The sequence below is a fragment of the Streptomyces sp. YIM 130001 genome, assembly GCF_003574445.1.
In the GTDB taxonomy this organism is placed as follows: Bacteria; Actinomycetota; Actinomycetes; order Streptomycetales; family Streptomycetaceae; genus Streptomyces.
This window is the reverse complement of record NZ_KZ984566.1, coordinates 35,814-55,715: the sequence shown is the minus strand read 5'-3', so window position 1 is coordinate 55,715 and position 19,902 is coordinate 35,814. Positions and strand designations below refer to the sequence as shown.

General features: G+C 71.0%; 19 protein-coding genes. 8 read left to right on the top strand and 11 right to left on the bottom strand.

All coding sequences use genetic code 11. The features are described from left to right. Nucleotides 1–11 precede the first annotated feature (11 nt). Genes DSC45_RS28925 through pdhA form a run of 3 tightly spaced genes read right to left on the bottom strand, consistent with a single transcriptional unit; the run spans nucleotide 12 to nucleotide 3,642 of the window. Nucleotides 12–1,490 carry a dihydrolipoamide acetyltransferase family protein gene (locus tag DSC45_RS28925; protein WP_119294932.1) on the bottom strand — a complete coding sequence of 493 codons (1,479 nt, stop codon included), beginning with the start codon at nucleotides 1,488–1,490 and terminating at the stop codon, nucleotides 12–14. Continuing rightward, nucleotides 1,490–2,518, bottom strand: a complete 1,029-nt coding sequence (locus tag DSC45_RS28920) for an alpha-ketoacid dehydrogenase subunit beta (protein WP_119294931.1) — start codon at nucleotides 2,516–2,518, stop codon at nucleotides 1,490–1,492. The genes DSC45_RS28925 and DSC45_RS28920 overlap by 1 nt, the downstream gene beginning before the upstream one ends. Continuing rightward, nucleotides 2,515–3,642: a pyruvate dehydrogenase (acetyl-transferring) E1 component subunit alpha gene (gene pdhA, locus DSC45_RS28915; protein ID WP_119295016.1), complete on the bottom strand. Its 1,128-nt coding sequence runs from the start codon at nucleotides 3,640–3,642 to the stop codon at nucleotides 2,515–2,517. The genes DSC45_RS28920 and pdhA overlap by 4 nt, the downstream gene beginning before the upstream one ends. 166 nt (nucleotides 3,643–3,808) lie before the next feature. Here pdhA and DSC45_RS28910 point away from each other — a divergent pair, with 166 nt between their 5' ends. Then, nucleotides 3,809–4,384: an Lrp/AsnC family transcriptional regulator gene (locus tag DSC45_RS28910; RefSeq protein WP_205571460.1), complete on the top strand. Its 576-nt coding sequence runs from the start codon at nucleotides 3,809–3,811 to the stop codon at nucleotides 4,382–4,384. Between the two features lie 125 nt (nucleotides 4,385–4,509). Here DSC45_RS28910 and DSC45_RS28905 read toward each other — a convergent pair whose 3' ends face one another. Next, the gene (locus DSC45_RS28905; RefSeq protein ID WP_119294930.1) at nucleotides 4,510–5,100 is read right to left on the bottom strand and encodes a TetR/AcrR family transcriptional regulator; all 591 of its coding nucleotides are present in this window, start codon (nucleotides 5,098–5,100) and stop codon (nucleotides 4,510–4,512) included. Continuing rightward, nucleotides 5,097–6,629, bottom strand: a complete 1,533-nt coding sequence (locus DSC45_RS28900) for a 3-hydroxyacyl-CoA dehydrogenase (RefSeq protein WP_119294929.1) — start codon at nucleotides 6,627–6,629, stop codon at nucleotides 5,097–5,099. Before DSC45_RS28900 ends, DSC45_RS28905 begins: the two co-directional genes overlap by 4 nt. Nucleotides 6,630–6,908: 279 nt before the next feature. On the opposite strand from DSC45_RS28900, the gene paaN reads away from it, so the two are divergent. Next, entirely contained in the window at nucleotides 6,909–8,600 is a 1,692-nt protein-coding gene (gene paaN, locus DSC45_RS28895) for a phenylacetic acid degradation protein PaaN (protein WP_119294928.1), read from the top strand. Nucleotides 8,601–8,696: 96 nt separating this feature from the next. Here the strand turns inward: paaN and DSC45_RS28890 are convergent, their stop codons facing one another. The 3 genes from DSC45_RS28890 to DSC45_RS28880 form a co-directional block, all read right to left on the bottom strand. Beyond that, nucleotides 8,697–9,410, bottom strand: a complete 714-nt coding sequence (locus DSC45_RS28890) for a TrmH family RNA methyltransferase (protein ID WP_119295014.1) — start codon at nucleotides 9,408–9,410, stop codon at nucleotides 8,697–8,699. Nucleotides 9,411–9,517: 107 nt separating this feature from the next. Then, the gene (locus DSC45_RS28885; RefSeq protein ID WP_119294927.1) at nucleotides 9,518–10,912 is read right to left on the bottom strand and encodes an HTTM domain-containing protein; all 1,395 of its coding nucleotides are present in this window, start codon (nucleotides 10,910–10,912) and stop codon (nucleotides 9,518–9,520) included. Then, nucleotides 10,909–11,652 carry a DUF5819 family protein gene (locus tag DSC45_RS28880; RefSeq protein WP_240434899.1) on the bottom strand — a complete coding sequence of 248 codons (744 nt, stop codon included), beginning with the start codon at nucleotides 11,650–11,652 and terminating at the stop codon, nucleotides 10,909–10,911. The genes DSC45_RS28885 and DSC45_RS28880 overlap by 4 nt, the downstream gene beginning before the upstream one ends. 268 nt (nucleotides 11,653–11,920) lie before the next feature. On the opposite strand from DSC45_RS28880, the gene paaA reads away from it, so the two are divergent. From paaA to DSC45_RS28850, 6 genes are all read left to right on the top strand, one after another. Beyond that, nucleotides 11,921–12,880 (top strand): 1,2-phenylacetyl-CoA epoxidase subunit PaaA, encoded by a 960-nt coding sequence (gene paaA, locus DSC45_RS28875; RefSeq protein ID WP_119294926.1) that lies wholly within the window; start codon nucleotides 11,921–11,923, stop codon nucleotides 12,878–12,880. Continuing rightward, a complete protein-coding gene (gene paaB / locus DSC45_RS28870) occupies nucleotides 12,877–13,167 on the top strand; it encodes a 1,2-phenylacetyl-CoA epoxidase subunit PaaB (protein ID WP_119294925.1) in 291 nt (96 codons plus the stop codon). The genes paaA and paaB overlap by 4 nt, the downstream gene beginning before the upstream one ends. Next, the gene (gene paaC / locus DSC45_RS28865) at nucleotides 13,164–13,934 is read left to right on the top strand and encodes a 1,2-phenylacetyl-CoA epoxidase subunit PaaC (protein ID WP_119294924.1); all 771 of its coding nucleotides are present in this window, start codon (nucleotides 13,164–13,166) and stop codon (nucleotides 13,932–13,934) included. The genes paaB and paaC overlap by 4 nt, the downstream gene beginning before the upstream one ends. Beyond that, nucleotides 13,928–14,488 (top strand): 1,2-phenylacetyl-CoA epoxidase subunit PaaD, encoded by a 561-nt coding sequence (gene paaD, locus DSC45_RS28860; protein WP_119294923.1) that lies wholly within the window; start codon nucleotides 13,928–13,930, stop codon nucleotides 14,486–14,488. The genes paaC and paaD overlap by 7 nt, the downstream gene beginning before the upstream one ends. Then, complete coding sequence (gene paaE / locus DSC45_RS28855; protein WP_119294922.1) at nucleotides 14,488–15,561, top strand: 1,2-phenylacetyl-CoA epoxidase subunit PaaE; 1,074 nt, start codon at nucleotides 14,488–14,490, stop codon at nucleotides 15,559–15,561. Before paaD ends, paaE begins: the two co-directional genes overlap by 1 nt. A gap of 169 nt (nucleotides 15,562–15,730) precedes the next feature. Further along, nucleotides 15,731–16,870, top strand: a complete 1,140-nt coding sequence (locus DSC45_RS28850) for an acyl-CoA dehydrogenase family protein (RefSeq protein ID WP_119294921.1) — start codon at nucleotides 15,731–15,733, stop codon at nucleotides 16,868–16,870. A 48-nt stretch (nucleotides 16,871–16,918) separates the two neighbouring features. On the opposite strand, the gene DSC45_RS28845 is transcribed toward DSC45_RS28850, so the two are convergent. The 3 genes from DSC45_RS28845 to DSC45_RS28830 all read right to left on the bottom strand — a co-directional run bounded on the left by DSC45_RS28845 (nucleotide 16,919) and on the right by DSC45_RS28830 (nucleotide 19,673). Next, on the bottom strand, nucleotides 16,919–17,266 hold the full coding sequence (locus DSC45_RS28845) for a rhodanese-like domain-containing protein (protein WP_119295012.1): 348 nt from the start codon (nucleotides 17,264–17,266) through the stop codon (nucleotides 16,919–16,921). Between the two features lie 50 nt (nucleotides 17,267–17,316). Then, the gene (locus DSC45_RS28840) at nucleotides 17,317–18,120 is read right to left on the bottom strand and encodes a hypothetical protein (protein WP_119294920.1); all 804 of its coding nucleotides are present in this window, start codon (nucleotides 18,118–18,120) and stop codon (nucleotides 17,317–17,319) included. Nucleotides 18,121–18,248: 128 nt separating this feature from the next. Further along, complete coding sequence (locus DSC45_RS28830) at nucleotides 18,249–19,673, bottom strand: DUF2252 domain-containing protein (RefSeq protein ID WP_240434907.1); 1,425 nt, start codon at nucleotides 19,671–19,673, stop codon at nucleotides 18,249–18,251. Between the last annotated feature and the right edge of the window lie 229 nt (nucleotides 19,674–19,902).

The following is a 19,902-nucleotide window of genomic DNA, read 5'->3' as shown; positions in this document are numbered from 1 at the left end:
GCGCGACGGTGTCAGAGCGTGCGCAGGAGGACCGCCGGCTGTTCGACGCAGTCCGCGACGTAGCGGAGGAAACCGCCCGCCGTGCCGCCGTCGCAGACCCGGTGGTCGAACGTCAGCGAGAGCTGCACCACGTGCCGTACCGCCAGCTCGCCCTCGTGCACCCAAGGCTTCTGGACGATGCGGCCGACGCCCAGCATGGCGGCCTCGGGGTGGTTGATGATCGGGGTGGAGCCGTCCACTCCGAAGACGCCGTAGTTGTTCACCGTGAACGTGCCGCCCGTCAGCTCCGCCGGTGTCAGCCGGCCCTCGCGGGCCGCCTCGGTGAGCCGGGCGAACTCGGTGCTGAGCGACTCGGCACCCCGCTCGTGCGCGTCACGCACCACCGGGACCATCAGGCCGCGCTCGGTCTGGGCGGCGAAGCCGAGGTGGATCCGGTCGAGCTGGACGACCTCCCTGGCCTCCGTGTCGACCGTCGAGTTGAGCTCCGGGTGCCGGCCGAGGGCCGCGACGCAGATGCGGGCGAACAGGGCGAGCACGGAGATCTTCGGCCCGCCCGCCGCGTTCATGGCCGCGCGGGCCTTGAGCAGTTCCGTCGCGTCCGCGTCCACCCAGCAGGTCGCGTCGGGGATCTCCCGGCGGCTGCGGGCCAGCTTGTCGGCGACGGCACCTCTCACGCCCTTGAGGGGGAAGCGTGCCTCGCCCGTGCCCGTCGGGACGGCGGGCGCCGCAGGCGACCGCGCCGGGGTGCCGGTCGCCGTGCGCTCCGGCCGGCCCGCCGCCTTGACGGCGTACTCGACGTCGGCGCGCAGGATGAGGCCGTCCGGGCCCGAGCCGTTCAACTCCCGCAGATCGAGGTGGTGTTCGCGAGCGAGTCGGCGCACCAGCGGGGAGATCACCGGTACGGGCCCGTCCCCGGCGGCCGAGTCCTCGACACCTGCAGGGGAGCCCGCGGCAGCGGAGGCCGTCTCTGCAGCGGGAACCGGGGCGCCGGCCGTCGGACCGGGCGCGGTCCCCGAGCCGTTCGCCGTCGGGGCGGACGGCTCGCCGCCGCCGCTGCCCGCGGCAGCCCCCGGGCCCTGCCGGACCCGGCGCCGACGGGCGGGCGGCGCAGCGGTCCCGTACCCCACCAGCACATTCCCGGATCCTTCGGCGGCGGGCTCACTCTCCCCCGCCTGCGCCCCCTCGACCGAGGACGCGCGAGAGGCGCCCGACGCACCGGACGAGCCCGCGGCGGCGCCTTCGGCTGCTCCCACCGCGACGGTCAACAGCGGTGCGCCGACAGGGAGTTCCGCGCCCTCCTCACCGAAGCGCGCCGTCACCACTCCCGCGTACGGGCAGGGCACCTCGACCATCGCCTTGGCCGTCTCGACCTCGACGACCGGCTGGTCGATCGCCACGACCTCGCCCACGGCCACCAGCCAGCGCACGATCTCCGCCTCGGTCAGCCCCTCGCCGAGATCGGGCAGCTTGAACTCGAGCACCTGAGTCATCAGCCCTCTGCCTCCCACTGCAGCCGCGCCACCGCGTCCAGGATCCGGTCGACTCCCGGCAGATGATGCCGCTCGAGCATGGGCGCCGGGTAGGGAATGTCGAATCCGGTCACCCGGAGTACAGGCGCCTCGAGGTGATGGAAGCACCGCTCCGTGACCCGCGCGGCGATCTCGCCGCCGGGGCCGCCGAATCCGGTCGCCTCGTGCACGACCACCGCTCGTCCCGTACGGCGCACGCTGGCGCAGACGGTGGCGTCGTCGAAGGGCACCAGGGAACGCAGGTCCACCACTTCCAGCTCCCACCCCTCCGCTCGGGCCGCCTCCGCGGCCTCCAGACACACCGGCAGGGACGGGCCGTAGGTGATCAGTGTCGCGCTCCGTCCGGAACGGCGGACCGCCGCACGTCCCAGTTCCCCAACGGGTGCGGGCGCTTCCGCGTTCCAGGCGTCCTTCGACCAGTACAGCCGCTTGGGCTCGAGGAACACGACCGGGTCGTCCGAGGCGATCGACTGCCGCAGCAGCCCGTAGGCGTCCGCGACGGTCGCCGGTGTCACGACGTGCAGTCCGGGCGTCGCCATGTAGTACGCCTCGGAGGAGTCGCTGTGGTGCTCGACGCCGCCGATGCCGCCGCCGTACGGCACCCGGATGGTGATCGGCATGGGCATGCTGCCCCGGGTGCGGTTCCGCATCCGGGAGACGTGGGAGACCAGTTGCTCGAACGCCGGGTAGGCGAATGCGTCGAACTGCATCTCCACGACCGGCCGGAGCCCGTACATGGCCATGCCCACGGCGGCGCCGAGAATGCCCGCCTCCGCCAGCGGCGTGTCCGTACAGCGGTCCTCGCCGAACTCGGCCGCGAGACCGTCGGTGATACGGAAGACACCGCCGAGCGTGCCGACGTCCTCACCCATGACGTGCACGGTCGGGTCCTCGGTGAGCGCGTCCCGCAGGGCCCGCTGCAGGGCCTGCGCCATGGAGGCCGGTTTGGTGCCCGCGGCAGCGGCCGGGGCGGGGGCCGTGGTGGTCATCGCTCGTCCTCCGCCTCGAGCTCGGCACGCAACTGATCTGCCTGCTCCCGCAGTTGTGACGTCTGCTCCGCGTAGACGTGGGTGAACAGGTCCATCGGGTCGAGCTCCGCGTCCTGGTTCATCCGCTCGCGCAGCCCCGCCGCGAACTCGTCCGCAGCGTCGCGGGCCGCTCGTATCCCCGCCTCGTCGATCAGCTCACGCTCGGTCAGTTCCCGCTCCAGGAGGGTGATCGGGTCGTGTGCCCGCCAGGCCTCGACCTCGGCGCCGTCCCGGTAGCGGGTGGCGTCGTCCGCGTTGGTGTGGGCCTCCAGGCGATACGTCACGGCCTCCACCAGGGTCGGGCCGCCGCCCTCGCGCGCACGGCGCATCGCCTCGTCGAGCACCTCGTGCACGGCCGCCGCGTCATTGCCGTCGACGAGCCGGCCCGGCATGCCGTACCCCACCGCCTTGTGGGCGAGGGACGGGGCCGCCGTCTGCTTGTGCAGCGGGACGGAGATGGCGAAGCCGTTGTTCTGCACCAGGAAGACCACCGGGGCGCGCCAGACGGCCGCGAAGTTGAGTGCCTCGTGGAAGTCGCCCTCGCTGGTGCCGCCGTCCCCGACCAGGGCGAGCGCCACCGTGTCGTCGCCGCGCAGCCGCGCCGCGTGTGCCAGGCCGACCGCGTGCGGGAGTTGGGTGGCCAGCGGGGTGCTGAGCGGGGCGATCCGGTGCTCGCGCGGGTCGTAGCCGGTGTGCCAGTCGCCGCGCAGGAGGGTCAGAGCCTGGACGGGATCGAGCCCGCGGGCGACGGCGGCGAGTGAGTCCCGGTAGCTCGGGAACAGCCAGTCCTGCTCCTCGAGCACCATGGCGGCCGCGACCTCGCAGGCCTCCTGGCCGGTGCTCGACGGGTAGACGGCGAGTCTGCCCTGCTTGGTGAGGGCCGTCGCCTGCGCGTTGTACCGGCGGCCGCGGACCAGTTGCTCGTACAGGCTGCGCAGCAGCTGCGGATCCGCCTTCGCCGCCGCCGGGGTGCCGAGCACCCGGTGGGGTTCGGTCTCCGGCAGCAGGGGAGCCGGGTCCGTACGAAGCTTCCAGGCGGGGGGCGGGGCCGGCGGGTGAGCCGCGCGCTGTTCCATGACCGGCAGGTGCTCAGTCACCGCGTGCACCTCCTCGTGGGAGCGGACAGGACGGCACGCTCGGAGTGACGCGCCTCACCTACCGATTGTTCGGTCGCCGGCACATTTTGGCTACAGGCACCTCCAGGCTGTGGACAAACGGTTCTCCACAGCCTGATATGGATGCAGTACGTCCATGCTAGGGAGGCGGGGGCACATGGCATCTGAACGAATGGCCGACGGTGAAGCCACCGGACCTCCGGACTCTCCGCCGGCACCCCAGCCGGCCGCGGAGTCGGAAGATCAGCTTCCCCCCTTGCCCCCGCCCCGGCCACTCGACGCCATCGACCGCGACATCCTGCAGATGCTCCAGGCCGACGGCCGCGCCTCGATACGCTCCGTCGCCGAGCGCGTCCACGTCTCCCGCGCCAACGCCTATGCCCGGATCAACCGGCTCATCGAGGACGGCGTCATCCGCGGCTTCGGCGCTCGCGTCAACCATGAACGGGCAGGCCAGGGCACTGCCGCGTACATCACCCTGAAGATCGTGCAGGACTCCTGGCGCACCGTGCGCGCGCAGCTGCGCGACCTGCCGGGCGCCGCGCACATCGCCCTGGTCAGCGGCGACTTCGACGTACTGCTCCTGGTGCACTCGCCGGACAACCAGGCCCTGCGGGAGCTGGTCCTCACCCGCCTGCAGGCAATCCCCGAGGTGCTCAGCACGCGCACGCTGCTCGTCTTCGAGGAGACCGAACTCGATCCGGGGCCCTGACGCTCATCCCGCGGGGCGCTCCTCGCCCGGCGGTGCGGCCCGCCTCGGGGAACCGGCCGGGCCTCGGACGCGCGGAGTCCAGGCCCCGGCGCACGGCCCGTTCAAGGCCCGGCGCACTGCCCCGTTCAGGCCTCGGTACGCAGCCCGTGGAAGGCCAGTTGCACCACCGCGTCGGCCACGGCCGGCCCATCGGCGCCGCGGACCTCCGGCCGGTACCACTCGACCACGGAGTTGATCATTCCGAAGAGCAGCCGGGTCGCCAGCCTGCCCTCGACATCGGCCCGCAGATCACCGTCCGCGACAGCCGCATCGAACAGCTCCGCCACCTGACGGTCGAACTCCCGCCGCCGTTCCATCGCCCACTGCTCGGTGTCCGTATTGCCCCGGACCCGCAACAGCAGGGTGACGTACGGCAGTTCCGCGGTCAGCACCTCGACCATGCGCCGGGTGACGTACACCAGGCGGTCCACCGCACGCCCCACGCGCGCGTGCTCCTCGTCGAGGATCCCGAAGAGACCGTCCAGCGCGCGGCTCACGGCCCGTCGCAGCAGGTCCTCCTTGCTCGCCACATGGTGGTAGATCGACGACTTGGAGATACCGGCCGCCTTGGACAGGTGCTCCATCGAAGTGCCGTCGTACCCGCGCTCGTTGAAGACCTGCACCGCCACGGCCAGCAGGCTCTGCGGGGTGTACGTGTCACGCTTCGCCGCACTCATGCCACGACCTCGTCCTTCACGACCTCGTCCTTCTCGGCGCGGGCGCGGCGCACCAGGCCGCGGCCGGGAGCGTATCGCCCGGTGGGGTAGTGCTCGTGCAGCGCCCGCAGCGTCCGGACCAGGTGCCCGTGTCCGGTCGTTCGCGCCCAGTCGAGCAGCGCGACCGGGTAGTTGACGCCGAGCCGCATGGCCGTGTCCACGTCGTCCTCGCTCGCCACGCCGCGGGCGACGGCCTCGGCGGCGACGTCCACGAGCATCGCCACCGTACGAGCGACGATCAGGCCGGGAACGTCGTCGATCAGGGACACCTGCTTGCCCAGGGCCTGGAACAGACCCACCGCCTCCTCGACCGTGCGCGGCGAGGCGGAGGCGTCGGCCGCCACGGCGATACGGGTGGCCGCGCCGTAGTCGAAGGACAGGTCGAAGCGCACCACCTCGCCCTCGGCGTGCTGCACCGCACCATGGCCGTCGGCGAGGACCAGCCGGCCGCCGCCCGGCAGGCCGATCGACGGGCGGCCGCCGCCCGCGTCCACCCGTGAGACGTCCACCCCGGCCTCCGCCAGGAGCCCGACGAGCGGCTCGGCCGGGCCCAGATGCCCGCTCACCACCACGGACCCCACGGCGGGCGCGGCCGGTTCGGTACGCGGCTCGGGCCGCTCCTGCGCGTGGTGGTCGAACCAGCCGTGCCCGGACTTCCTGCCGAGCCGGCCCGATTCGACGAGCCTGCGCTGGGCGAGCGACGGCGTGAACTTCGGGTCCTGGTAGAAGGCCTCCCACACCGACCGGGTCACCGCCTCGTTCACGTCCTGGCCGATCAGGTCGGTCAGTTCGAACGGGCCCATCCGGAATCCGCCGCACTCGCGCAGCACCGCGTCGATCGTCGCCGGGTCCGCGGCCTGCTCCTCGTAGACCCGCAGCGCCTCTGCGTAGAACGGGCGCGCCACCCGGTTCACGATGAATCCCGGGGTGTCCGCGCAGCGCACCGGCGTCTTTCCCCAGTCCTTCGCCGTGTCGTACGCGCGCGTGGCCGCCGATTCGTCCGTCGCGAATCCGCTCACCACCTCGACCAGCGGGAGCAGGGGAGCGGGGTTGAAGAAGTGCAGGCCGACGCAGCGGCCCGGGCGCTCGAGGGCTCCGGCAATGGCGGTGACGGACAGGGACGAGGTGTTCGTCGCCAGCAGGCAGTCGTCGCCGACGACCGACTCGAGGGAGCGCAGCAGGTCCTGTTTGACGTCGAGTTGCTCGAGGACCGCCTCCACCACGAGACCGCATCCGGCGAGTTCCTCGAGCCCTGCGACGGGGGTCAGGCGCGCGAGGGCCGCGGTCCTGGCCTCGCCGCTGAGCCGGCCCTTCTCCACGAGCCGGTCGAGCCGGCCCGTGAGCTGCTCGGCGGCGGACGCGGACCGTCCGGGTATCGCGTCGTGGAGCAGTACCGGGTGTCCGGCGATGAGGGCGACCTGGGCGATGCCCTGGCCCATGGTGCCCGTGCCGACGACGGCCACCGGGGTCCTGGAGTCGAGTCCTGTCATGCCCGTGATCCTCCCGCAGGGGGGTTTTCCACAGGTTCGGCCGACCCCCTTGTCCCGACCGATCGTTCGGTTACGCTAACTCTAGCCGTCCGGTCGACCCGCAGCACCGTCGTTCCCGCCACCGGCCCGAGCCCTGGAGCACGGGACCCGCACGACGCCCGGCCGCCACGGCACACGACCGCCGACCACTGCCCGCACCCCGTAACCAGCGACAACCACCCATACCTGCCCGGCCCGCCGGCTCGAAGAGGAGCCGGTCCGTTGAGGAGTTGGTCCGTCATGGCCGCCGAGCTCACCGCTCACGACCTGATCGAGAAGCACCGCCCCACACTCGACCAGGCGCTCGAAACGATCCGCACCCGGGCGTACTGGTCCCCGCACCCGGAGCACCCCAAGGCCTACGGGGAGAACGGCACCCTCGGCGCCGCCGAGGGCAAGGCCGCCTTCGACGCCCTCCTCGGCCACCGCTTCGATCTCGACCAGCCGGGTACCGACGCCTGGACGGGCAGCGAAGTCTCCCCCTACGGGCTCGAGTTGGGGATCGAGTACCCCCACCCGGACATCGACGTCCTGCTGCCCGCGATGCGCGCGGCCGTCCCGGCCTGGCGCGACACCGGCGCCGAGGTGCGGGCCGTGGTCTGTCTGGAGATCCTGGCGCGGATCAGCGCGCGCACCCACGAGTTCGCGCACACCGTCATGCACACCAGCGGCCAGGCCTTCATGATGGCGCTGCAGGCCGGCGGCCCGCACGCCCAGGACCGCGGCCTCGAAGCGGTCACCTACGCGTACGCGGACCAGGTCCGCACCCCCGAAGCGGCCCACTGGAGCAAGCCCCAGGGCAAGCGCGACCCGCTGAACCTGAACAAGCAGTTCACCCCGGTCCCCCGCGGCATCTCCCTGCTCATCGGCTGCAACACCTTCCCCACCTGGAACGGCTACCCGGGCCTCTTCGCCTCCCTGGCCACCGGAAACCCGGTCCTGGTAAAGCCGCACCCGCGGGCCGTACTGCCACTGGCCCTCACCGTGCGCGCGGCCCGCGAGGTGCTCGCCGAAGCGGGCTTCGACCCCAATCTCGTGGCGCTCGCCGCCGAGCAGCCCGGGGAAGGCATCGCCAAGACCCTCGCCCTGCGCCCCGAAGTGAAGATCATCGACTACACGGGTTCCACCGCCTTCGGCGACTGGCTCGAGGCCAACGCCCGCCAGGCCCAGGTCTACACGGAGAAAGCCGGCGTCAACACGGTCGTCATCGACTCGACCGACAACTACCGCGGCATGCTCGCCAACCTGGCGTTCTCCCTCTCGCTGTACAGCGGCCAGATGTGCACCACCCCGCAGAACTTGCTGATCCCCCGCGCCGGCATCACCACCGACGCCGGCCCGAAGACCTACGACGAGGTGGTCGGTGACCTCTCGGACGCGGTGAGCGGCCTGCTCGGCGACGACGCCCGGGCCTCCGCCCTCCTCGGCGCCCTGGTCAACCCGGACGTCAAGGCCCGGGTCGACGGTGCACCCCGACTCGGCGAGATCGCCCTGGCCGCCCGCGAGATCACCCACCCGGAGTTCCCGGACGCCGTCGTACGCTCCCCCGCCGTCGTCAAGCTCGACGGCAGCAAGCCGGACGCCGAATCGGTCTACCTGGACGAATGCTTCGGGCCGGTGTCGTTCGCCGTGGCCGTGGACTCGACGGCGGACGCGGTCGAGCTGCTGCGCCGCACGGTCCGCGACAAGGGTGCGATGACCGTCGCCGCGTACACCACGTCCGCGGACACGGAGCGCGCCCTGGAGGAGGTCTGCTTCGAGGAGTGCGCCCAGCTCTCGCTGAACCTGACGGGCGGGGTGTACGTCAACCAGACCGCGGCGTTCTCCGACTTCCACGGCTCGGGCGGCAACCCCGCGGCCAACGCGGCACTGTGCGACGGCGCGTTCGTCGCCAACCGCTTCCGGGTGGTCGAGGTGCGCCGGGAGGCGTGACGTACGCGCGCGTGGCCGGTGCTCGACGTACGCGCGCGTGGCCGGTGCTCGCGCGGCGATGTGACGTATCTGCGGGAGGCGGCCGGGGCCGGCTTGTCAGCGTCCGCCGGCCGCCGACCAGTGGAAAAGGGCCATGCCCACGCTGGTGGCCAGGTTGTAGCTGGACACCTGCGGGCGCATCGGCAGCGACACCAGAGCGTCGGCCCGCGCGCGCAGTTCGTCGGTGATGCCGCTGCGCTCCGAGCCGAAGGCGAGCAGGGCGTCGTCCGGCAGCTCGAAGGAGCGGATGTCCTTGCCGTCCGGGTCGAGGGCGTAGAGCGGTCCGTCGGGCAGTGACGCCACGGACAGGCGCTCCACCGCGGTGGCGAAGTGCAGTCCGGCCGCGCCGCGTACGACGTTCGGATGCCAGGGGTCGAGGGGCCCGGTGGTGACCACGCCGGTGGCGCCGAAGCCGGCCGCGAGACGGATGACGGCGCCCGCGTTGCCCAGGTTGCGCGGGTTGTCGAGGACGACGACGGGGGCGGTGCGGGGCGTACGGGAGAGAGCCGCGAGGTGGTCGGCGCGCGCGGGACGAGCGGCGAGCGCCGCGATCCCGGTCGGGTGGGCCCGCGGGACCAGCGCGCGCAGCGCGTCGGCCGGGACCTGCGTGGCCAGTTCGGCGACGGCCTCGGTGACGTCGGGGGCCAGTTCGTCGGCCAGTGCGCGTACGCCGTCCAGGTCGCTGGTCAGGACCACGGCGATACGGGCGTCGAAACGCAGGGCGTGCTTGAGGGCGTGGAATCCGTCGAGCAGCACCGCGCCGTCGCGCAGCGCGGTCCAGCGGCGTACCGCGTCATCGGCGTCCGCGGTGGCCCCGGCGGACGCGTGGCCGGCGTCCGCCCGGTCCTGTTCGTCCGCCTCGTCGCCTCGTGCCGCGTTCACGGAGTGAAGCCTACGCGCGCGTGGTCCTCGGTCCCGCCGCCGTCGCCGTTCCCTTCGGCCGCCTCGCTCCCGCGTTCACCGCGTCGATCCTTGCCGTCCTCCCGTACGCCGTCCACCCGGCGGGCCGGCCACCGTCCTGCGGACAGCACCGCGGCACGGCAGCGCGCCGCCCCGCGCCCGGCACGGCGCAGGAACGACGTGGGCAGGAAGACGGCGTCCGCGGCGATCATCGCGAGCGAGAAGAACGGCAGTCCGAGCACCACGGCGATCACCGCGTGCTCGACGATCATGAAGGCGAGCAGCACGTTCTTCACCCGGCGGTTGAAGAGCGTGAACGGGAAGGCGACCTGGACGATGACCGTTCCGTACGTCACCAGGGTGAGCAGCACAGCGCTGGACACCAGCAGCTCCCCGAGCGCGGGCCACGGTGAGAAGTAGTCCAGGTGGAGCGGGTAGTGCACGGCGGTGCCGTCCTGCCAGCGGCCGCCCTGGATCTTGTACCAGCCCGCCGTCGCGTAGATCAGACAGGCCTCCGCCATGATCACGAGCAGTGCGGCGTTGTGGACCAGGTTGGTGACGATGCGGAACAGGGCCCGCGGTTCGCTGCCCGGCGCGTAGCGACCGAGCGCCCACCAGGCGGCGTGCACCAGCCAGAGCCCCCAGAAGACCAGGCTCCAGCCCGAACTGAGCTCGCCCATGAAGGTCACCACGGACAGGGCGAGTCCGCAGAGCCACCACAGCACGGGGCCGACTCTGTCCACCGGTGCGGCCGATGTGGCACGCGGGCCTTCGGCTGCTTCCGCAGATCCGGCTTCCGCGGACCCTGCCACCTCCGCAGTTCCGCCTTCCGCGGGGCGGGCGACCACCGCGAGCCCGGCTTCCGCGGGGCGGGCGGCACCTCCACGCGCGCGTGCCGCGCGACGCGCGTCCAGGGACCAGACCTGCCCGCACCGCGTCAGCACCAGATAGATCGCCATGAGGTGGATGACGTTGTCGCCGCCGTCCCCGACGAACACGCTCCGGTTCTGCAGCGACAGCACACCGATCATGAACAGGACCGACATCGTCCGGGTCCGCCATCCCAGCATCAGCAGCAAGCTGCTGAGCATCGACAGCACGTAGACGATCTCGAACCAGCCGCCGCTGTCGGACCACATCAGAGCCGTGAACGACCCGTTGTCCGCGATCAGCTGCTGCGCCAGGTGCCAGCTCCAGGGCCCGTCCGGACCGTACAGCCGATGCCGGTGCGGGAACTCGCGCAGCAGGAAGAGCAGCCAGGTCGCCGCGAACCCGATCCGGACCACGGCACTCTGGTACGGGCCGAGCGCCGATGCCGTCACACGCTCCACCCCGCCCGCGAGGCGCGCGAGCAGCCGGTCGATACGCCTCACCGCTTCCGCACCTCCAGATCGTCGGAGGGCACCGTCCACCAGGGAAGCTCGCGGTACACAGGCTTGCTGTCGACCTTCTCGTCGCTCCACGGCGGCGGCTGGACGTTCACGGTGGACGAGCGGACCCGCAGCCGTGTGAGGGTGCCGCCGTCGGGACCCGAGGGCTCGTTCTCGAGCGCCTGCGACAGCCGGAGCACCACCACCCGGCGCAGATAGCGCTCGGAGAGGTCACCCCGCAGGCCGTTCGCCCGGTCCTTGCGGTCGTGCGAAGAGGTGTAGAAGTCCCAGGCGCGGCGCAGTTCGTTCTGCTGCGTATGGCTGGGCACCAGATTGCCGTCGATGGCGGCACCGTCCCGCGCCGAGAGGCTGAACCAGCCGGTCTCACGCGTCCCGCCGCCGGACGTCCGTATCTCTGCACGGGCCTGTACCGCGACGTTCTGCTGCAGCGGATCGGGGGCGAAGAGCTTCCAGTTCTGCTCGAACTCGGGGTAGATCCAGTCGCCGACGACTTCGCCGTGCTGCTTCGTCACGGCATTGGCCGGCGCGACATGCAGGAACACCATGGTGACGTGCACACAGGCGACGACCAGCACCGCAGCGAGCGCGACCACCGCGGCTATCTGATACGGGAGCGAGAGCCCGCCGATCCCGCTGTCCCGTTCGCCCCCGCCCGGCACGGCGGGCCCGGGCAAGGCATGTGTGCCCTCGCCCCGGCCCTCGTCCAAGGCCTCCGCGTCCATTCCGCCCCGTTCCCGTGCTGCGCGTCCGCGCTGCCGCCACCTCGCCCCGGAACGCTACTCAGACGTTGCCTCCCGGCACAGGGTCCCCGAGGTTATCCACAGGGTTGACACGTTAAGGCCGTGGGTCTCACCATTGAAACTCACGAACCGAACGATCGGTCGGGAGCAGAGGCGGGAGCCGCAGCCGAAGCACCACAGCGAACCCGCCCGCACCGACCACACCGACCACCGCGCCAAGGACAACCGCAGAAGAGACAGGGGACCAGGCATGGCAACGGCCACCGTGGACCACGCCGGCGCGTTCGACACCGCCGTCGCCGCCGACGAGCGCATCGAACCCCGCGACTGGATGCCCGACGCCTACCGAGCAACCCTGGTCCGGCAGATCGCCCAGCACGCCCACTCCGAGATCATCGGCATGCAGCCCGAGGCCAACTGGATCACCCGCGCCCCGTCCCTGCGCCGCAAAGCCATCCTCATGGCCAAGGTCCAGGACGAAGCAGGCCACGGCCTCTACCTCTACAGCGCAGCCGAAACCCTCGGCACCAGCCGCGACGACCTGCTCGACAAACTCCACACCGGCCGCCAGAAGTACTCGTCGATCTTCAACTACCCGACGCTCACCTGGGCCGACGTCGGCGCCATCGGCTGGCTCGTCGACGGCGCCGCCATCACCAACCAAGTCCCCCTCTGCCGCTGCTCCTACGGCCCCTACGCGCGCGCCATGGTGCGGATCTGCAAGGAAGAGTCCTTCCACCAGCGCCAGGGCTACGAATCCCTGCTCGCCCTCAGCCGCGGAACCCCCGCCCAGCACGACATGGCCCAGGACGCGGTCAACCGCTGGTGGTGGCCGTCCCTGATGATGTTCGGCCCGCCGGACGACGAATCGGCGCACTCGGCCCAGTCCATGGCCTGGAAAATCAAGCGCCACTCCAACGACGACCTCCGCCAGCGCTTCGTCGACATCGCCGTCCCCCAGGCCGAAAGCCTCGGCCTCACCCTCCCCGACCCCGACCTCGTATGGAACGAGAGCCGCGGACACTACGACTTCGGCCCCATCGACTGGACCGAATTCCAACAGGTCCTCAAGGGGAACGGCCCCTGCAACGACCAACGGATCACCCAGCGCCGCACAGCACACGACGAAGGAGCCTGGGTCCGCGAAGCAGCCGCCGCACACGCCGCCAAACACCGCAGCAGCACCACCCCCGGAGAGGAAACGGCATGACCGGCACAACCGAATGGCCCCTGTGGGAGGTCTTCGTACGCGCCCGCCGCGGGCTCACCCACACCCACGCCGGCAGCCTGCACGCCCCGGACGCCGAACTGGCCCTGCACAACGCCCGCGACCTCTACACCCGCCGCAGCGAAGGCGTCTCCATCTGGGTCGTGCCCTCCACCGCCATCACCGCCTCCTCACCGGACGAGAAGGACCCGTTCTTCGAACCGGCCGGCGACAAGCCGTACCGCCACCCCACGTTCTACGAGATCCCCGAGGGGGTGCAGCACCTGTGACCGCACCCACCACACCACCCCGCACAACAACCCCCGGGGCCCTCGCACTCGCCGACGACGCCCTCATCCTCGCGCAGCGCCTGGGGGAGTGGGCCGGCCACGCACCCGTACTCGAAGAGGACGTGGCCCTCGCCAACATCGCCCTCGACCTCCTCGGCCAGGCCCGAGTCCTGTACTCACTCCTGGGCGACGAGGACGAACTCGCCTACCTCCGCGAGGAACGAGCCTTCCGCAACACCCAGTTGGTCGAACAGCCGAACGGCGACTTCGCCCACACCATCGCCCGCCAGCTGTACTTCTCCACCTACCAGCACCTCCTCCACACCCAACTCGCCACAGCCGAGCTCCCCGAAGCCACCACCCCGGCCGGCACAACAGCCCTGGAAATCCAGGCACTTGCCACCAAAGCAGCAAAAGAAACGGCCTACCACCGCGAGCACGCCGAACTCTGGACCCTCCGCCTCGGCGACGGCACCACCGAGAGCCACGACCGCATGCAACGCGCAGTCGACACCCTGTGGCGCCACACCGGCGAACTCTTCCAGGACCTCGAAGGCATCCAACTCGACCTGCCCACACTCGAATCCGACTGGCACAGCTCCATCAGCCAGATCCTCCACAGGGCCACCCTCACCGTCCCCGACGGCCCCCGCAGCGGCGCCTGGACCGCAGGCGCCGGCCGCCAAGGAATCCACACCGAACCATTCGGCCGCATGCTCGCCGAAATGCAGCACCTGCACCGCAGCCACCCGGGGGCATCATGGTGAACAGCCCACCGGCCGGAGCCCCACCCCGCCCAACTGCCGCAACACACAGCCCACTCGAGGAACACCTCCGCGCCCTCGCAGGCCGCGTCCCCGACCCGGAGCTGCCCGTCATCACCCTCGCCGAACTCGGCGTACTGCGCGACGTCCGGCTCACCTCCCCCGACCACGCCCAGGTCGACCTCACCCCCACCTACACCGGATGCCCCGCCATCGACACCATGGCCACGGACATCGAGCACACCCTGCACGCCGAAGGCATCACCCACGTCACCGTACGGACCGTCCTCGCACCGGCCTGGACCACCGACGACATCACCCCCGAGGGCCGGCGCAAACTCGCCGACTTCGGCATCGCACCACCCAGACCCCAGCACTTCACCGGCCCCGTCACCGTCTCACTCGGACCCACCCGAACCGACGCAGCCCCCCTCGCCTGCCCCCACTGCGGCTCCACCGACACCGAACTGCTCAGCCGCTTCTCCTCCACCGCCTGCAAAGCCCTGCGCCGCTGCCTGAGCTGCCGCGAACCCTTCGACCACTTCAAGGAGTTGTGATGGCCGCCGGCAGCACCCGCTTCCACCCACTCCAGGTCACCCACATCGACCGGCTCACCGACGACGCGATCGCCCTCACTCTCACCGTCCCCGCCGAACTGCGCGAGGACTACCGCCACCGCCCCGGCCAGCACCTGGCCATCCGCAGCACCGTCGACGGCCAAGAAATCCGCCGCACCTACTCGGTCTGCTCACCCGTACTCGACGACACCGGGCCCGACACCCTGCGCGTCGGCGTCCGGCTCGTCGACGGCGGCGCCTTCTCCACCTACGCCCACAAGGAAATCGCCGTCGGCGACACCCTCGACGCCATGACACCCGCGGGCCGCTTCACCCTCGACCCCACCCCCGGGCACTACGCCGCCGTGGTCGGCGGCAGCGGCATCACACCCGTCCTGTCCATCGCCGCCACCCTCCTGGCACGCGAACCGGACGCCACCTTCTGCCTCGTACGAAGCGACCGCACCGCAGCCTCGACGATGTTCCTCGACGAAGTGGCCGACCTCAAAGACCGCTACCCCCAACGCTTCCAGCTGGTCACCGTGCTCTCCCGAGAAGAACTCCAGACCGGGCTCCCCTCCGGCCGCCTCGACGAAGACCGGCTGACCCGCCTCCTGCCCGCACTCCTGCCCGTCGACGCCACCGCCGGCTGGTACCTCTGCGGCCCCTTCGGCCTGGTCCAAGGCGCCGAACGAGCCCTACGGACACTCGGCGTCCCCCGAACCCGCATCCACGAAGAAGTCTTCCACGTCGACGACGGAACCACCCCCCGCCCACCCCGGGCCGACGCCCCCGCACACAGCACCCTCACCGCCACCCTCGACGGCCGCTCCGGCAACTGGCCCGTCAAGGAAGGCGAAAGCCTCCTCGACGCCGTCCTGCGCAACCGCTCCGACGCCCCCTACGCCTGCAAAGGAGGCGTCTGCGGAACCTGCCGAGCCCACCTCGTCACCGGCGAAGTCCGCATGGACCGCAACTACGCGCTCGAACCGGAAGAGACCGAAGCCGGGTACGTCCTCGCCTGCCAGTCCCATCCGACCACCGAGCAAGTCGAGTTGGACTTCGACCGCTGACCCCCACCATCACCACACCGGCCCACACCCTCGGCCACCCCACCCACTCGCCCGTCCACTCCTTCCCTTCGCATAGAACCTGTTCTATCTTGACGGCCCGTCAGCCAAGCAACCGGACGGGCCCGGACAAGAACACCGGGACGCGAAGGGCCAAAAGGGAGGACAAGCAGTGGACTTCACCTTCAGCGAAGAACAACAAGCCGCCGCCGAAGCAGCCAAGGCCATCTTCGCCGACGTCACACCCGACGCCGTACCCAGCCCAGCCCTCACCTCAGGAGCCGTCGCCGACGACTTCGACCGCGACCTGTGGCAACGCCTCGCCGACGCCGACCTCCTCAGCCTGCTCCTGACCGGCGACCACGACGGCGCCGACCTCGACGCCATCGCCCTCTGCCTCGTCCTGCGCGAAGCGGCCACCTCCCTGGCCCGCATCCCACTCCTCGAGAACAGCGCCGCCGCCCTCACCATCCAGACCCACGGCAGCACCCAGCTCAAACAAGCCGTCCTGCCCCACATCGCCGACGGCCGCACCGTCCTCACCGTCGCCTCCCACGGCCGCACCGGACACGACAGCGCCACCCTCGCCGTCACCGCCAGCCCGGACCCCACCCACCACACCTGGACACTCGACGGAACCCAGACCGCAGTCCCCTGGGCACACAACGCCGACCACATCGTCGTCCCCGCCCACACCCCCCAGAACCACCCCGTCCTCGCCGTCATCCCCCGCGACGCCACCGGCCTCCACCTCGCCGACCAGATCTCCACCACCGGCGAACGCCTGGCCGAACTACACCTCGACGCCGTCCCCGTACCGGACACCCACCTCATCGACGCCGGCGACGCCTGGGAAGAACTCCACGAACTACTCACCACCGGCACCTGCGCACAGGCCCTCGGCCTCGGCACCGCCGTCCTCAAAATGACCAGCGAATACACCAGCAAACGCGAACAGTTCGGCCACCCCGTGGCCACCTTCCAGGCCGTCGCCGTACAAACCGCCGACCGCTACATCGACCTGCGCGCCATGGAAGCCACCCTCTGGCAAGCCGCCTGGCGGATCTCCACCCGCGCCGAAGGCCCCCTGCCCCCCGCCGGCGACATCGCCGTCGCCAAGATCTGGGCCGCAGACGGAGTACGCCGCGTCGTCCAGACCGCCCAACACCTGCACGGCGGATTCGGAGCCGACACCGACTACTCCCTGCACCGCTACCACGCCTGGGCCAAACACCTCGAACTGTCCCTCGGCCCCGCAGCCCAACACGAAGAAACCCTCGGCGAACTCCTCGCCACCCACACCCTCAGCTGACCCGACCGGAACACCCAGCCCCGACAAGCCCTACGCGCAACAGAAAACTCAGACCACTGCGCCGGGCCGACCCTGGTCATCCACCACCGGCCGCCCCTGCGCGGCCCACGCACCCATGCCCCCGTCGACGTTCACCGCATCCAGACCCTGCTGCAGCAGATACATCGCCACCTGAGCCGACCGCCCACCGGACCGACAGATCACACTCACCCGGCCACCATCGGCCAACGACTCGGTCAACTCACCGTACCGAGCCACGAATTCACTCATCGGAATGTGCAGGGCAGCCTCCGCGTGACCCGCCTCCCACTCGTCGGCCTCCCGCACATCGAGAAGAACGTCACCGTCAGCAATATCGCCGACACCGATCGTGGGCACACCAGAACCGAAAACCATGCCCCCGACGCTACCCGACCCCACCCACCGGAAAGGCCCCGAGCAGAACCTCAGTCGGCCACCTTCGCCAACTCCGACTCCCGCTCCGCCACCTGCGCAAGCAGCTGCTCGCCGATCTCCTCCAACAGACGGTCCGGATCATCCGGCGCCATCTTCAGCATCGACCCGATCGCACTCTCCTCCAGATCCCGCGCGACCACCGTCAGCATCTCCTTGCGCCGCGCCAGCCACTCGAGCCGCGCGTACAGCTCCTCGCTCTCGGTCGGCTGCTGCTCACGCGGCACCGGCCCCGCGGCCCACTCCGCCGACAGCTCCCGCAACAACGCCTCGTCCCCCCGGGCATAGGCGGCGTTCACACGGGTCATGAACGCGTCGCGCCGTTCCCGCTCACGATCGTCCTGTGCAAGGTCGGGGTGCGCCTTGCGGACCAACTCGCGGAAGAGCCCACGCGCCTCGTCACTCGGCCTCACGCGCTTCGGCGCCTGCACGGGCATGTCGGTGAGCATCGCCGCCGCCTCCGGCGACAGACCGTCCGAGTCGATCCAGTCGTGGAACAACTCCGCGACTTCCGGCATCGGCATGACGCGCGCCCGCAACTCCTCCGCGACCCGCTGCTCCTCCGCGTCACCACTACGAGCCGCCTTGGCCTCCGCGATCAATGCGTCGAGCTCCTCGAGCCGCGCATACATCGGCCCGAGTTTCTGGTGATGGAGCCGGGAGAAGTTCTCCACCTCGACCCGGAACGTCTCCACGGCGATCTCGAACTCGATCAATGCCTGCTCGGCCGCGCGCACCGCCCGCTCGAGACGGGCCTCCGGCCGCGCAGGCTCAGTTTCCGGTTCCGGGGTTGTCACCCGTCCAGCGTAGGGCAAGGAGGGCGGGGGGCTGCTGCCGCACAGCTCAACACACTCCCCGGGGGGGCCTCCCCCCCCCCCCCCCCCCCCCCCACCTCCCCCGCTCACCCCCAACCCCGCCCCACCCCTCAAACCCCCATCTCAGCCCCCACCACTCCCCGCCGAATCGCCGCGACCAGCTCCGCATGGTCCGCCTCCGTGCGGTCGGCATAGGCGACCGCGAAGGCGGCCACGGCCTCGTCGAGCTCCTCGTTCTTGCCGCAGTAGCCACCGATCAGGCGCGGGTCGGCGCTGTGCGTGTGCGCGCGGGCCAGCAGCGCACCGGTCATCCGCCCGTAGTCGTCGAGCTGGTCAGGTGACAGCGCGGCCGGATCGACGCTGCCCTTGCGGTTCCTGAACTGGCGTACCTGGAAGGGCAGTCCGTTCACCGTGGTCCAGCCGAGCAAGTTGTCGCTGACGACCTGCATCCGCTTCTGACCGAGTACGACCCGGCGTCCTTCGTGCTCCGTCTCCTCCGCCTTGAAACCGGCCGCGGCCAGGTGCGGTACGAGCGCGGACGCCCTGGCCTCCTTCACCTGCAGAATCAGCGGCTCGCCCCGGTGGTCCTGCAGCAGCACGACGTACGAACGCGTTCCGACGCTCCCTGTGCCCACCACACGGAAGGCCACGTCCTGGATCGCGTACCGGGCGAGCAGCGGCCACCGGTCCGGCGGCAGCGTCCCGTGGTACTCGCTGAGCGCCGCGGCCACGACGGCCGCCTCCTCGTCCGATATGCGCTGCAGTACGGGCGGCGCGTCGAGGAAGCGCCGGCTGCCGTCGTCAGCGGTCTCGGTGGACTTGGCGGCGAAGCGGCCGCTGGTGTTGTTCCGCGCCTTGCCCGCCACCCTGTCGAGGGTGCCGACGAGATCGTGTGCGTCGGTGTGCGAGACGAGCTCCTCGTCCGCGATGGCGTTCCAGGCATCAAGGACGGGCATTTTGGCGAGCAGGCGCATGGTGCGGCGGTAGGCGCCGACGGCGTCGTGCGCCGCCCGGCGGCAGGTGTCGCCGTCCGCACCCGCCTCACGGCCGGCGAGGACCAGCGAGGCGGCGAGCCGCTTCAGGTCCCATTCCCAGGGGCCGTGCACGGTCTCGTCGAAGTCGTTGAGGTCGATGACGAGTCCGCCGCGGGCGTCGGCGTAGAGACCGAAGTTGGCCGCGTGGGCGTCGCCGCATATCTGGGTTCCGATACCGGTGACGGGCGTGCGGGCCAGGTCGAAGGCCATCAGTCCGGCGGATCCGCGCAGGAACGCGAAGGGCCCGGCGGCCATGCGCCCGACGCGTATCGGCGTGAGTTCGGCGAGGCGGCCGCGATTGGACTCCCGTACGGCTGTGACGGCGTCCGGGCGGTCTCCGGCCGTGGTGAAGCCGGCGTGCGCGGAGCGGGGGACCCGGTCGCGGTGGGCTTTGCCGGCGCGCTTCGGGGATTCGTGGGCGGGCCATCGCGCGAAGCCGTGGACGGCGGGCAGCCTGGGCGTGCCAGGTGGCGTACTGGTTGCCTCGCGCTGTGCGGGCACTGCTGAATCGAGCTCGGTCACGTGGACCGCCTCCCCCGTTGCTCCGGCGCCGGTGGCGCGTTTCGACTGGGGAAGACGCTACCTGCGGGTGGGGAAGGGCGTCAGAGCCTGTGGATAACTTGTCCACAGGGCGGTCGTCAGACGCCCGCCGTTGTCCCGTTCGGCCGCTGGGGTCCTGCCGCCTGTGCGGTCCTTTCGTGCGTGACGCCTCCTCGCGGCTCTCCATCCC